Raw genomic sequence first — 13,460 nt, 5'->3', positions numbered from 1 at the left:
GCGTATGCGGCTCGCGAAGCCGCCTGCGATGATGGATCGAGTGGTATCAAGCGTCAAGCCATGTAGAGCTTTCGTCGTAGTGATCGTCAATGGCACGGTTTGGGTACAGAGCAACGCCGATTTCACCGCCTCTCGATTCGGTCAAGCGTTTGGCGAGTGTCGCATTAGAATTCGTCTGTGAGACGACCGGACGGCCCAGACCCAAGAAATCTCTCCACGAGAAGGCCTTCGCGGCAGCGGCTCGTCCTCGTTGCGGCGGTGTTGCTCGTCCTCGCGGCGATCAACTCGGTGCAGTTCCTCCCGATCGAAAGCAGCAGGGATCCGGAGATGGACGCACTCAACCTCATGCCGGATCCGGACGGGGAACTGATCGACGTCGCCCTCGACCAGAGTTCCAACGTGCGACGGTGGTTCTCTTCGCACACGACGATCGGTGATAGAGCGCCTGGGGCGCAGATCGACTTGCCCGCGGGCGCACCGTTCTCGATCGCGAGAATAACGTCGAGCATGTACGCCTACGGCGAGGCGCGCGAGGTCCGGATCGTCGATCCTAAGCCCGTCATTTCGGACATCGAAGGGTTTCTCACTGCCGAGGGTGTCCGCATTCTCCGGTATCGTCCTGCCGGGCTCTACGCAACCGGCGCGGGCAGGACCGGATTCGAGGAGTGGGTCTTCATTAGCGCCGACACCGTCGCTGGGCCGGAGAAGCTCGTCGCCTACGAGTGGCTCGTTGATGGCGTCGTGACCATGCTGCTCGTGGACGAGCGACTGCTCAGTGAGCGCGAGCGGAGTCGAAGTGATTGAGTATGTGCTCGCGCTGGTCCTGCTCCTTCCAGGGTTCGCCGTGGCGCGCGCCGTCGGGGTCCGAGGTGTGCTTCTGGCCATTCTCTCCGTACCCGTCGGCGTGGGGGTCTTCGTGGCGCTCTCGCTCGTGCAGGTCGCTCTTCCCTTCGTGCCCGACTGGCCTCTACTCACGGTGGGTGCTGCAGCCGCGAGCGGTGCGATCGTGCTCATCGTCGACGCGCGTCGCAGCCCCGTCCTGCGCGACGGTCGATGGTTGCTGCTCGCCCTCGTCGCGATGCTCGTGGTTGCCATCGCCTATCGGCTTGTGCCGCTCACCAACTGGTCTACCGACAGTCTCTACTACCTGGAATTCGCCAGGCTGCTGAGCGACGATCAGCTCGGCGACGGCTTTCTCGGCGAATTAGAGAAGCGGCAGTTGGCCGTGCCCGCTGTGCACGCGCTCGCGATCCAGGCAGGGCAAGGAGATGTTTTCCGCATACTCGGGCCCCTGCTCGCGGTCAGCCTGGTCGCCCTGGTCTGGTGGTTCGTGAGCGTCCGACTGAGGGATGCGCTGGGAGTCCGCGCGCACGTCGTCGGTCTCGCGGCGGGGTTCGCGGTCATCACCTTCAACCGTGTCGTCTTTCACATCTTCTACGTCAACAGCCACCTCATGTTCGCGACTCTGCTTCTCGCGGTCGTCTGCTTGCTATGGGCGCGGACTGCAGGGTTCGATGCGGGCGCGAGTCCTCGTGCCACAATCGCGGTACCCGCGATCCTGGCGCCGACTCTGATCGTCGCGCGGCCAGAAGGGGCGCTCGTCGCCCTCATCGTGGCGGTGGCGCTGGTCTCCGTCGATCGGAGGCGGTGCTCCTCGTTCTTCCCGCTCGCCGTGGCGGTCTCGATCATTGTCTGGAACTCCCGGCTCGCTTGGGGTGCGCTGGACGACGGCATCACCCCGTCGTCTTCATCCGTGCTCATGCTCGCGCTCGGTGTCACTGTAGGAGCGATCGTCGGCTTCCTGCACCTGCTACCTCGGAGACTCGTCGCCATGGCTCCCTGGCTCTTGGAGGCGATCCTGTGGGTAGCGCTCTTGGTGCTCGCGGTGCGCGAGCCGGAAGTGCTGCTGCGGAGCGTTGCGGCGACCGGGGCAAACCTCGTCGCAGGAGAAGGCGGCTGGGGGTTATCCGGGCCATTCATGCTCGCCATTGTCGCGGGCGCTCTGCTAGTTTTCCGTCGCTCCGACGATCTCGTGTTGCGCATCACAATTACCTCGTTCGTGCCGCTGTCACTACTCCTCGCATACTTCCGCGATTCCGCCTACCGCGTGGGCGATGGGGATTCGCTGAACCGAATGTGGATGCACGTATTGGCGCTCTGCATCGTGCTCGTCGTAGAACGGGTTGCCCTCGGTGAGCTGCGTTGGACGGCCCGTCGATCAGAGAGCGCGTCTACGTCGGCTGCGAACGGAGCGCGCTAGCGTCGAACTCTGGCGATCATTCCGCCCAGTGCGCGCATCGGTCGGGTGATTCGCCAGCTCGTGCTAGCGAGCAGTGCGTCGCGCTCTTCCGTGAGGCTTGCGATCGCCCGGGCATCAGTCTGGGCCCGAGCTTCAATGCGGTCCAGTGCGCGACGCACCTTGGCATTTGCCTCCGCTCGGGCGCCGATCCGCCCGCCGACAGTCGAGTACCAGTCGCGAATCTCTGCGGGGTTCTGCGCGGCAGCTCGAAAGAAGCCCTCGAGCTCGGGACGCTGATGGTGGCCGACGGGCACGACCCCGAGTCCGAACCCGTGCTCGAAGCCGAACGCGGACGGGTACTCGCGGAGGATCTCCTCCCAGTACTGCCACACGCCGAACCCCGGTCGCCGGGCGGCGATGTCGTGCATGATGATCACGCCGCTGTCGCTGAGCTTCGGCAACCAGGTCGAGAAGTCGTGTCGCACGTCTTCGAACCCGTGACGTCCGTCGATGTGGAGCAGGTCGATTGAACCGTCCTCGAACTCATCGAGCGCGTCATCGAAGGTGCATCGAAGGAGCGAGCCGACGGTCGAGTAGTCCGTCTTGTTGATTTTCGCGACGGCGTTGTAGACCTCATCGCTGTAGAAGCCCGCATGGTCATCCCCCTGCCACGTGTCGATGCCGAAGACGCGTGTGTCGAGACCCAGTCGGCGTGCCGCCTCCGAGAACACGAAGTACGAGAACCCGTAGTGCGTGCCGAGCTCGGCGACGACCGCGGGACGGAGGGCGTTCATCAGCCAATACGCGAAGGGCGTGTGCTCGATCCACGCGGACGGGACGATGTGCGGTGGCTCCCAATACGAGGTGCAGTCGCGCCAATCGTTCGTCGTCGCGTCGTGCTGCATCGCACTCTCCCCTGTCGCCGCCGGTGATCGTGGAGCGCATATTGAAGGGCATCGCGCGCTCGCCACCGCCAGAGTAGACCAGGCGAGTGGCTCGGCGTTACGGTCGACCGCGACGGCGAGGGGTAGACCGGGCGGTAACATCAATCAGGTCGGGCCTCTGCGAAACGCGCCTACCCCGCACTCTGCACGTCCATGAAGACCGAACGGATTCTCACTCGATGCGACCTACACCGGACGGTGAGGGCGGCACGACCGCCGGCACCTCGCCCGAGCTGACGCGTGATGAGCTCGTCGAACTCGTCGAGCAGTACCGCAGTGCCGCCGAGTACCGTTCGCAGAGGCTCAGCGACCTCGAGCGCGCGGAGCGCCACGCGCGGCTGCGCGGCTGGGCGAGGGCAGTCCGCAGGCGAGGGCGCAACGTGCGGAAGAGAGTTCTGTCTCGCGTACGAGGGCTTCCCAGTGGTGCACGGAGGCGATTCACCGCGATGCGGGCGAGACTGGACCCGTCGGGTCGATCGATCGTCGTGAGGCTCGCGGCTCGCGTGATTCGCGCTCGACCGGGGCCCCCCGAGTCTGCACCGGTCCATGCCCGCTCGGGTAAGTTGCGCAGGCCTAAGGCGCTCAATCGAGATCACGCGTGGGCGCCGGTGAAGTCGACGCGGCAACGGCCTCGATTCGACGACGCGCCGGACTACGCGGGCATGCTGCACCTCCTGAAGGATCGCCGCAGTACCACAGTCGTCGTCCCGGTCTACAATGGCGGCTCGGTCGTGGCGGACTGCATTGATGCCCTCCTGCGGCACACTCCCCACGATGCTCGGCTGCTCGTACTCGACGACGCATCGACCGATGCGGAGACGATCGCCATGCTCGCCGGGCTCGATGAGCGTGTCGAGGTGATCAGAAACGAGTCGAATCTCGGCTACACCCGCAACGTCAACATGGGCATCCGCGAGGCCGGTGCCGACGATGTCGTGCTCCTCAACAGCGATACGGTCGTCGGGCCCCTGTGGCTGCAGCGCCTGCGCTGGGTCGCGTACTCGCGGTCGATGGTGGGCGCAGTCTCGGCGGTCTCAGACAACGCCGGGGCCTTCGCAATACCGACTGCCGGCGCTGCCAACAACTGGGAGAGCGTGTACGGCTGGTCCAACGTCGCGCGAACCTTGGGCAACGTCGTACGCAACTTCTCCATCACCGCCGCGACGGCGCACGGCTTCTGTGTGTTCCTCCGTCGCGAGGCACTCGACGACGTCGGTGTCTTTGACGAGGAGTCCTTCCCCCGCGGCTACGGGGAGGAGAACGATTGGTCGATGCGGGCCCGAGCTCGTCAGTGGACGTGCGTAGTCGCGCCGCACGTGATGGTCAAGCATCACAAAGGGGCAAGCTTTGGTGAGGAGCGCGTGGCCCTTATGGCGGACGCGGGCGCCGTCGTCGACGAGCTGCATCCGACCTATCGCAGCGACGTCAGGGCCTGGATGGCTGGCCGACCCATGCTGCAGCTGCGGGCGGACTCCGAGCGGTGGAGGGAAGTCGCCCGCGGCGTTCTCGCGCTGCCGCGGCGGCTGTATGTGCTGCACACGGCGGGAGGGGGCACCCCCGCGACCAATCGTGAGCTCATGGAAGCCTTAAAGGACGTGCAGTCCGCCCTCCTGATCTCTGTGAGCCCTACCAAGGTCGAGCTTTTCGAGCACTCCGCAAGCGGCCTCCACCTGGTCGAATACTGGGAGCCGAGCCCGCGCTTCCACCTCGCGGACGACTGGCGCGTGGACTTCGCGAGCTACGTCGCGCGCATCATTATCGAGTCCTCGATCGAGACGGTGCACGTGCGGCACCTCATCAACCAGCCGCTGGGAACGCTCACCGAGGTTGCCGTCCGCCTCGGCGTGCCACTCGTGCTCTCCACTCACGACTTCTACTACGTATGCCCTACCGTGAACCTCCTCGACGGCGAGAATCGCTACTGCGCGGGAGTCTGCACGCCGTCGACCACCCGTTGCGCGCTGCCGTCGACGTTCGTCGCGGAGGCGGTCAACCTCAAGCACGATGGCGTGCACCGGTGGCGCGAGAGAGCCGCGGAGTCGCTCTCGAAGGCCTCCGCGATTATCGCCACATCCGAGTCGGCGCGCGAGGTATATGCCGCCCACTTCCCGCAGCTCGTCGACCGGCTGGTCGTCATCGAGCACGGGCGGACCGACGCCGCGCAGGCGCAGCCCGTCGCGCGCCGCGACCAGCCGCGTCGACCCGGACCGCTGCGAATCTTCGCTCCCGCAAACTGGTCGGTCCAGAAGGGTGAAGGCCTCGTGCGCGACCTCATCGAGAGGACGAGCCCCCTGGTCGAGTGGCATCTCGCCGGAAGGAACTCGGAGAGGATCCATGATCGCGCGGTCTCGCACGGGGTCTACGCGCGGGATCGGCTCGAGAGCCTCATCGGCGAGATTGACCCCGACCTCGTCGGACTGTTCTCGATCGCACCCGAGACGTACTCGCACACCCTCTCGGAGGCGTGGTCCCTCGGCCTCCCCGTGCTCGCGACCGACCTGGGCGCCATCGGCGAGCGCGTACGGCGGCACGGTGGCGGACTCCTGCTCGACGTCGACGACCTCGACGACATCTCGACCGTACTCATGGCGAAGGGCCGCGCCGCGATCGAAGGGCGCGAGCTCGACCTCCCGCCGGTCTCACCCGATTCGGTGCGTCCGCTCGCCGCGATGGCGCAGGACTACCGCAAGCTCTATGACGAGGTGACGTCGGGGTCGCAGTCGATCGGGGCCATCGGCTACGTGCCCTCCAGAGGAGCCGGAAGCTCCTACATCCGCACGCGCAGCAGAGTCGATCGCCTGCAGGGTGACTCGCCCGGAGTGTTCAGCCCTGTGGACCTCGCCGCGTACGTCTCGGGCGACGATGGACGTCGCTTTGACGCGCTCCTGCTGCAGCGCGATGCTTTGGCGGGCGCGGACGCCGACGCTGTCGTGCAGCGGGCGCGACAGTCAGGTACGAGGATCGTCGCGGAGTTCGACGACGACCTCATCTCGCAGGACGCGGAGGGGCGGGTACCGCCCGCCATGATCGAGGCGTCTCGAGCGCTCATCGCGAACGCTGACGCTGTCGTCGTGAGCACTGAGCGCTTGCGCACGGTCCTCTCCGCGCACTCCGCGGCACCGATCCTCGTCTCGCCCAACCTCGTGGACGAAGCTGTGTGGGGGGATGTCGGCGACGACGCAAGCGACGGTCACGTCGACGGCGCGGAACCCGTCCGCTGGGTGTACTGGGGCACGAACACGCACACCTCGGATCTGCAGCTCGTGCGAGAAGCGTTCCCCGGTCGCACGCGCGACGGCCGCCGCATCGAGCTGGACGTCGTAGGGGTCACCGACCTGACGGAGCCGTGGTTTACGCGGCTTGACGTACCTAGGAATCACCAGGAGTACCGCGCCTTCGCCTCGTGGTTGACGTCGACCGCCCAGGCTCGACAGTGGGTCGGAGGGATCGCGCCTCTCGCCGATGAGCCCTTCAACGAGTCCAAGAGCGATCTCAAGGCCCTCGAGTACTCCGCCCTCGGCCTGCGTACGCTCGCGAGCGACGCGACCGCCTATCGCGGTCTCGCGCCGTTCGGGCTGGAACTCGTGAGTCACGAGCCCGGGGCGTGGGCCGCGGCGGTCAGCGCTGCGAGCAGCGAGCCCGCGACGAGTCCCAAGGGCAGGCTTCACGATCATGTGAGGGCCACGCGCACGCTTGCCAATCGCAGCGCGCTCACGGAGTGGGTGCAGTTCATCGTCCGGCCGCACTAGCGCCACCGATACACTCGAGGGGTGCAGGTAAGCGAACTAGGGATACCCGGATCATTCGTCGTCACACCCCGAACTTTCGAGGATGACCGCGGCGCGTTCTGGGAGTGGTACCGGTTCGATGAACTCGCGGAAGCCGTCGGTCATCCGCTCGAGTTGCGTCAGGCGAACGCGAGCGTGTCGCGGCGCGGAGTCGTGCGGGGCATCCACTACGCGGATGTCCCACCCGGCCAGGCCAAGTACGTCACCGTCATGACCGGAGCGGTCCTGGACTTCGTAGTCGACATCCGCGTCGGCTCCCCGACCTTCGGCACGTGGGACGCGGTCGAGCTGAACGCCGATTCCCGCAAGGCTGTCTACGTAGGCGAGGGCGTCGGCCATGCCTTCGTAGCGCTCGAGGACGACACGACCGTGTGCTACCTCGTGAGCGAGACCTTCGCGCCGCAGCGAGAGCGCGCCGTCTCCCCGCTGGACCCCGCTCTCGGCCTCGAGTTCGGCCTGCGTGATGATGAGCTCGTGCTCTCGGACAAGGACCGCGCAGCGCACAGTCTGGCCGAGGCGATGAGCGCCGGCCTGCTGCCCACCCTCGCGACGACCGACGACCACGTCGGCGCGCTCAACGCAGCCTGGAGCCCGCGATGAAGGGGATCATACTCGCGGGCGGTAGCGGCACCCGGCTATGGCCGATCACGAGGGGCGTCTCGAAGCAGCTCATGCCGATCTACGACAAGCCGATGATCTACTACCCGTTGTCGACGCTCATGATGGCGAATGTTCGGGACATTTTGATCATCACGACGCCCGAGTACCAAGCGCAGTTCGAGTCGCTCCTGGGGGACGGTACCTCGCTCGGCATCAGCATCACCTACGCCGTGCAGCCCGCTCCCGAGGGTCTCGCGCAGGCATTCCTCATCGGCGAGGATTTCATCGGGGACGACTCGGTCGCGCTCGTGCTGGGCGACAACATCTTCCACGGCTCGGGTCTCGGTTCCGCCCTGCGGGAGTTCCATGACCTCGAGGGAAGCGTGATCTTCGCATACCAGGTCGCCAATCCCGAGGCTTACGGCGTCGTCGAGTTCGACGACGACATGGTCGCGGTCTCGATCGAAGAGAAACCGACGACTCCGCGCAGCTCCTTCGCCGTGCCGGGCCTGTACTTCTACGACAACTCGGTGATCGAGGTCGCAAAAGGCATTACCCCGAGCGCGCGAGGCGAGCTAGAGATCTCGAGCGTCAACGAGCACTACCTCGATCGAGGGTCGCTGCAGGTCCGAGTGCTCGACAGAGGGACCGCGTGGCTGGATACGGGCACGTTCGAGTCGATGATGCAGGCCTCCGAGTACGTGCGCGTCATCGAGGATCGCCAAGGATTCAAGATCGGCTGTATCGAGGAGGTGGCCTGGCGCGCGGGCTGGATCTCCGATGACCAGCTCGCCCGACTCGCTGAGCCCCTGCGCAAGAGCGGCTACGGTACGTATCTGCTGCGCATACTCGCTTCCCGCTAGCGGGCCCGGTCAGTTGCGGCGGAGGGCGCGCTCGATCCGACGCCAGGCCCTGCGCGGATCTCGGATTGCCCTGACGCCGAGCGTCAACGCGCGGGTTGCACGTGAGCGCAGAGCCCACATGGCCGTGCGCCTTCGTGGGACGACGGGGGAGGCGAGCGCGCTCTCGATCCACGACTGCCAGTGCAGCGGCACGGATTGAGGATCGGCACCGACGGCCTCCTCCAAGAGTCGGATGGCGTGCGCGAGACCGAACTCCTCCGACGACAGGTAGGCGGCTCTTTCTCGAGCGGCGGCTTCCTGTCGCGACGCGCGCGCCGGATCCTCCACGTAACGCCGAATGGCGTTGACGAGCTCGTCGATGCGCGCGGCGCCGAACAGTTCGCCTGTCACGCCCGGTACGACGAGCTCCGCACCGGCTCCCTCCCGCGTCGTGATGACGGGCTTGCCGAGGGCGAGCGACTCGAGTGTGACGCGGCCGAACGCCTCGATGTCGGTGGGTACGATGCTGACATCCGCTGCGCGCAGGTAGGGGAACGGATTCGCCTGCTCGCCGGTGAAGACGACGGAGCCCCGCACCCCCAGCGAGCGTGCGCGCCGCAGGAGAGTCGTGTCGGCGCGCGGTTCAACGATCGTGCCCACGAAGCAGACATTGACGTCGACCTCACTCGATGCGAGCTCGCCGAGAGCCTCGATCACGCGCCATTGCCCCTTGCTCCGGGTTATGCGACCGACGACGGCGATCGACAGGCGTCCCGGTGTGAACCCCGTGCTCACGGCGGGCGCCGCGAAGCTCAGATTCTCGACCATGTCGATGTCGACGGGCGGGTAGACGACGGAAAGCTTGTCCTCATCGACAAAGCGCGCGAGCTCCTGCCGCAGCACGAATGAATTGGCGATGACGCGATGGGAGAGTCGGCCGGCGTCGGCAAAGGCCGCCTCTCGCCCTTTGGGAAACAATAGGCCCTGCTCGGCGAACGCGAACTCCCGCACGAACCACACGTGAGCTGTGCCCGTCACGGCGGCGGCGAGAGCCGCCCACGGGGCCACGATCGTGTTTGTCACGACGAGCTCCACCCGCTCGCGCCGGATGATGTCGATGAGCGCCTGCGTGGCGTTGGCGGCGGCGAGATCGCGAAGGTGTCGCTCGGGCGCTCCGCCGTCGATGCTCGCGACCGCCCAGCCCTCAAAAGGGATCAGCATGGTCGACCAGCCGCGCTCGCGGCATGCGGCGCTCATCGCGCCCTCCGGTTCGGGCGAGACGACGATCGGCTCGAGCGAGGAACGCCGCTGCGACCACTCCTCGATGATGCGGAGCATCGAGAGCTCCGCGCCCCCCAGGTGGTCGGTCGACTGGTGGCTGAGGAACAGTGCCTTCACGCTCCGCCTTCCCCGTGGCCGGTGCCCGCTTTGACGTTGGATTGCGGCAACCGCAAGTAGACTTGAAAGGTTAGTCCAACGAGAAAGGCTCCCCTTGACGTACGCGAAGGAGTTGCTGGCGACGAGGGAGTTGCTCAGCAACCTGGTAATGCGGGAGGTCAAGGGGCAGTATCGACGGACGGTTCTGGGCCAACTGTGGTCCCTGGTCAATCCGATCGCAACAATGCTCGTCTACACGGTCGTGTTTTCGTTCATCTTCCGCGCTCAACCTGACCAAGGAGACCCGAGCGGGCTCGACATCTATCCCTTATGGCTCATGTGCGGCCTGCTGCCGTGGATGTACTTCTCTCGCGTCGTCAATGGCGGGCTCAACTCGATGGTGAGCAACGCGAATCTCATCAAGAAGGTGTACTTCCCGCGTATGCATTTGCCGTTCTCTGTGATGTCATCGGTCGGCATCACCTGGGGCATCGAGATGAGCGTTCTCACCCTCGCGATCTGGATCTTTGGTGGCTTTCCAATCCCTTGGCTTCCGCTCGTGGTGCTCACCATGGGCTTGCTGGCGTTGTTCGCCGTCGGCGTCGCGATGATGCTCGCGATCCTCAATGTCCACTTTCGCGACACTCAGCACTTCACGACGATCGTGCTGCAGATGTGGATGTACTTGACGCCAATCATCTACCCCATCAGTCTCGTCGAGGAGGGCGCGCGCGAGATCGGCGACTGGGTATTGTTCGTCTACCGTCTGAACCCCATGGAGCACTTCGTCAACGTCTTCCGCAACCTTCTGTACGACAACCGATTGCCCGCGCTCGACGACACGCTGTGGATGTTCGGCTCTGCTGGGATCGTCTTCGCGCTGGGCTACCTGATCTTCTCGCGCAATGAGAAGCGATTGGCTGAGCTGCTGTGAGCCCATCCACCGCGAACACGCCCGCCGTCATCGTCGACAACGTGTCGAAGAAGTTCCGTCTCTACAAGGAGCGCAACCAGACCTTGAAGTCCGCGGTCATGCGCGGGCGCAAGACTGTCGCCGAGGACTTCTGGGCGGTGCGCGATGTCTCCTTCGAAGTGCCGCAGGGCCACACCTTCGGGCTCATCGGGCGCAACGGCTCCGGCAAGTCGACGCTGCTCAAGACGCTCGCGCGCATCTACTACCCCGACCAGGGCACCATTAAGCTCAACGGCACCGCCGCGTCGATGCTCGAAGTCGGCAGCGGGTTCCACCCCGAGCTGACGGGGCGCGAGAACATCTACCTCAACGGTTCGATCCTCGGCCTCAGCCGCAAGCAGGTGCGGGCGAAGTTCGACGAGATCGTCGAGTTCTCGGGCGTCGAGAAGTTCCTCGAGCAGCCCGTCAAGAACTACTCATCGGGAATGTACGTGCGTCTCGGCTTCTCGGTCGCGGTGCACACTGAGCCCGACATCCTGGTCGTCGACGAGGTGCTCGCCGTGGGCGACGGCGCATTCCGCGAGAAGTCGCGCCAGAAGTTCCTCGAGTTCACCGGCCAGGGCCGCACCGTCATCTTCGTCTCCCACGCGCTCAGCCAGGTCAAGGAGATGTGCGATCAGGTGGCATGGCTCGAGAAGGGCCGACTGCGCGAGGTGGGAGACGCCACAGAGGTCACCGAACGCTATGAGCAGGCGCTCAAGGACGAGAAGGAATAGCAGCTCAGCGCGTGCGGCGCACCACCCACGCCGCGCGCACCCGCAGTGCCGTGCTGAGCCCCGCCCGCACCGGCCACAGCCACCATCCGCGGTACTTGCTCAGCAGGAACCGCCGTGCGCTCTCGTGGTGCACGCGCACCATGCGCGCCGACTCGGTCGTCGTCGCGTGCGCTCCCGTGTGGATGACCGCCGCGCTCGGCGCGAACACGTTGCGGTACCCGGCGAGACCCGCGCGGTAGCCCAGATCGACGTCTTCGAAGTACATGAAGTAGCCGTCGTCGAACCCGCCGAGCTCGTCGAAGACGCTCCTCCGCACGAGAACGCACGCCCCCGAGAGCCAGCCGGCATCCCGCTGCTCGCCGCTCGGGGCGCGCTCGTCGCGGTACCGCGTCGTCCACGGGTTCGACTGCCACACCGTCATGAAGAGCGCGTGGCCGATGCCCGTGCGCAGCGACGGCACCGAGCGGGCGGAGGGGTAGAGAGTCTCGTCGGCGTTGCGGATTGCCGGGCCGACGATCGCGATGCGCTCATCGGCCGTCGCGACCGCGAGGAGCGCGTCGACGCTGCCCGGCAGGAGCACGACGTCGGGGTTGCACAGCAGCACCCACTCGACCGAGGTCGGCAGCGCGGCGACGCCCGCGTTCATACCGCCGCCGTAGCCGGGATTGTCGGGCAGGGGCACGTAGCGGCCGCCGTGCTGCTGCGCCAGTTCGCCCGCGAGCGAGCCCTCGCCCGGCAGGTTGTCGACGACGACGAGCTCGAGAGGCTGCTCGCTCGCCCGCTCGAGCGAGTCGAGCAGATCGGGCAGCACCGCGTTGGAGCGAAAGGCCACCGTGACGACACCCACCCGGGCGGTCTCGGAATCGTCGCGGCGGGTCATGGTGGTTCGAATCCTACCGGCGGGCCTCGGCGTGGTCGGCGGTCGTAGGCTGACGGGATGACCTCGCCCGCGCAGCCCGACCGGCTCACCGTCTCGGTCGCCCTGTGCACGCGCAACGGAGCGCAGTTCGTGGGCGAGCAGGTGCGCAGCATTCTCGCCCAGCGCCCCGCACCGCTCGAGCTCGTCGTCGGCGACGACGACTCGAGCGACGACACCGTCGCGATCGTCGAGGCCACCCTCGCCGAGGCGCGCGCCGCCGACCCTGCCGTGCAGACCGAGCTCGTCGTGCGACGCCACCGCCCGCCGCTCGGCGTCGTGGGCAACTTCGCCGATGCGATGGCGCAATGCCGGGGCGACCTCATCGCCCTGAGCGACCAGGACGACGTGTGGCGCCCTGACAAGCTCGACAGCCTCGTGCCCCTCTTCAGCGCGGATGCCCGGCTGCAGCTCGCGCACTCCGACGCGCGCCTCGTCGACGGCGAGGGCGAGCCCCTCGGCCTCACGCTTCTCGACGCGCTCGAGGCCACCGCCGCCGAGCGCAGCGGCCTCTCCGAGGGCGACGCCTTCGCGGTGCTCCTGCGCCGCAACCTCGTCACCGGCGCGACCGTCGTGCTGCGCCGCACCCTGCTCGAGCGCGCCGCTCCGCTGCCCGCCGAGTGGGTGCACGACGAGTGGCTCGCCGCGGTCGCGGCGGCGCACGGCCCGCACGCCCTGCGCCTCGTGCCAGAGCCGCTCATCGACTACCGGCAGCACGGCGCCAACGAGATCGGCGCGCGCAAGCCCACCATGGCCGATCGCTGGGCGAAGCTGCGCGAGCCCCGCGACGGCCGCGCGCCGCTGCTCGCCGAGCGCACGCGCCTGCTCGCCGAGCACCTCGCCACGCTCGGCGTCGCGCCCGACCGCGTCGCGCAGGCGCGCGCGAAGCACGCGCACGAAGCCCGCCGGCGCGACCTGCCGCGCTGGCAGCCCGCGCGCATCCCGGCCATCGTCGCCGGTGCCGTGAGCGGACGCTACGGCCGCTACAGCCGCGGCGCGATCGACGTGCTGCGCGACCTCGTGCAGCCCGCCGGCGGGCGCTCATAGGATGGAGCGGCCGCACAA

The 13,460-nt window shown here is 66.8% G+C and carries 11 protein-coding genes; 8 read left to right on the top strand and 3 right to left on the bottom strand.

Going from position 1 to position 13,460, the window contains the following annotated elements; all coding sequences use genetic code 11:
• The first annotated feature begins 177 nt into the window (after nucleotides 1-177).
• On the top strand, nucleotides 178-804 hold the full coding sequence (locus IE160_RS09990) for a hypothetical protein (protein ID WP_191151002.1): 627 nt from the start codon (nucleotides 178-180) through the stop codon (nucleotides 802-804).
• A 202-nt stretch (nucleotides 805-1,006) separates the two neighbouring features.
• Nucleotides 1,007-2,260 carry a hypothetical protein gene (locus tag IE160_RS09985; RefSeq protein ID WP_191151001.1) on the top strand — a complete coding sequence of 418 codons (1,254 nt, stop codon included), beginning with the start codon at nucleotides 1,007-1,009 and terminating at the stop codon, nucleotides 2,258-2,260.
• Here the strand turns inward: IE160_RS09985 and IE160_RS09980 are convergent.
• The gene (locus IE160_RS09980; RefSeq protein WP_191151000.1) at nucleotides 2,257-3,144 is read right to left on the bottom strand and encodes a class I SAM-dependent methyltransferase; all 888 of its coding nucleotides are present in this window, start codon (nucleotides 3,142-3,144) and stop codon (nucleotides 2,257-2,259) included. The genes IE160_RS09985 and IE160_RS09980 overlap by 4 nt on opposite strands.
• A 770-nt stretch (nucleotides 3,145-3,914) precedes the next feature.
• On the opposite strand from IE160_RS09980, the gene IE160_RS09975 reads away from it, so the two are divergent.
• From IE160_RS09975 to rfbA, 3 genes are read left to right on the top strand one after another with little or no spacing between them, the layout of a single operon-like run.
• Nucleotides 3,915-6,932, top strand: coding sequence for a glycosyltransferase (locus IE160_RS09975; protein ID WP_191150999.1), 3,018 nt, complete (start codon nucleotides 3,915-3,917; stop codon nucleotides 6,930-6,932).
• Nucleotides 6,933-6,953: 21 nt separating this feature from the next.
• Nucleotides 6,954-7,571, top strand: coding sequence for a dTDP-4-dehydrorhamnose 3,5-epimerase family protein (locus IE160_RS09970; RefSeq protein WP_191150998.1), 618 nt, complete (start codon nucleotides 6,954-6,956; stop codon nucleotides 7,569-7,571).
• Entirely contained in the window at nucleotides 7,568-8,434 is an 867-nt protein-coding gene (rfbA, locus tag IE160_RS09965) for a glucose-1-phosphate thymidylyltransferase RfbA (protein ID WP_191150997.1), read from the top strand. The genes IE160_RS09970 and rfbA overlap by 4 nt, the downstream gene beginning before the upstream one ends.
• A 9-nt stretch (nucleotides 8,435-8,443) precedes the next feature.
• On the opposite strand, the gene IE160_RS09960 is transcribed toward rfbA, so the two are convergent.
• Nucleotides 8,444-9,811, bottom strand: coding sequence for a glycosyltransferase (locus IE160_RS09960; RefSeq protein ID WP_191150996.1), 1,368 nt, complete (start codon nucleotides 9,809-9,811; stop codon nucleotides 8,444-8,446).
• A 94-nt stretch (nucleotides 9,812-9,905) separates the two neighbouring features.
• On the opposite strand from IE160_RS09960, the gene IE160_RS09955 reads away from it, so the two are divergent.
• Nucleotides 9,906-10,724: an ABC transporter permease gene (locus IE160_RS09955; protein WP_191150995.1), complete on the top strand. Its 819-nt coding sequence runs from the start codon at nucleotides 9,906-9,908 to the stop codon at nucleotides 10,722-10,724.
• The gene (locus tag IE160_RS09950; protein ID WP_224744445.1) at nucleotides 10,721-11,479 is read left to right on the top strand and encodes an ABC transporter ATP-binding protein; all 759 of its coding nucleotides are present in this window, start codon (nucleotides 10,721-10,723) and stop codon (nucleotides 11,477-11,479) included. Before IE160_RS09955 ends, IE160_RS09950 begins: the two co-directional genes overlap by 4 nt.
• 4 nt (nucleotides 11,480-11,483) lie before the next feature.
• Here IE160_RS09950 and IE160_RS09945 read toward each other — a convergent pair whose 3' ends face one another.
• On the bottom strand, nucleotides 11,484-12,359 hold the full coding sequence (locus IE160_RS09945) for a glycosyltransferase family 2 protein (RefSeq protein WP_191150994.1): 876 nt from the start codon (nucleotides 12,357-12,359) through the stop codon (nucleotides 11,484-11,486).
• A 57-nt stretch (nucleotides 12,360-12,416) separates the two neighbouring features.
• On the opposite strand from IE160_RS09945, the gene IE160_RS09940 reads away from it, so the two are divergent.
• Nucleotides 12,417-13,442, top strand: coding sequence for a glycosyltransferase (locus IE160_RS09940; protein WP_191150993.1), 1,026 nt, complete (start codon nucleotides 12,417-12,419; stop codon nucleotides 13,440-13,442).
• Nucleotides 13,443-13,460 lie beyond the last annotated feature (18 nt).

It is taken from the genome of Chryseoglobus sp. 28M-23 (assembly GCF_014789785.1).
GTDB classification, from domain to species: domain Bacteria; phylum Actinomycetota; class Actinomycetes; order Actinomycetales; family Microbacteriaceae; genus Microcella; species Microcella indica.
Note: the sequence above shows the minus strand (reverse complement) of the source record. Positions and strands in the feature narration are given on the sequence as shown.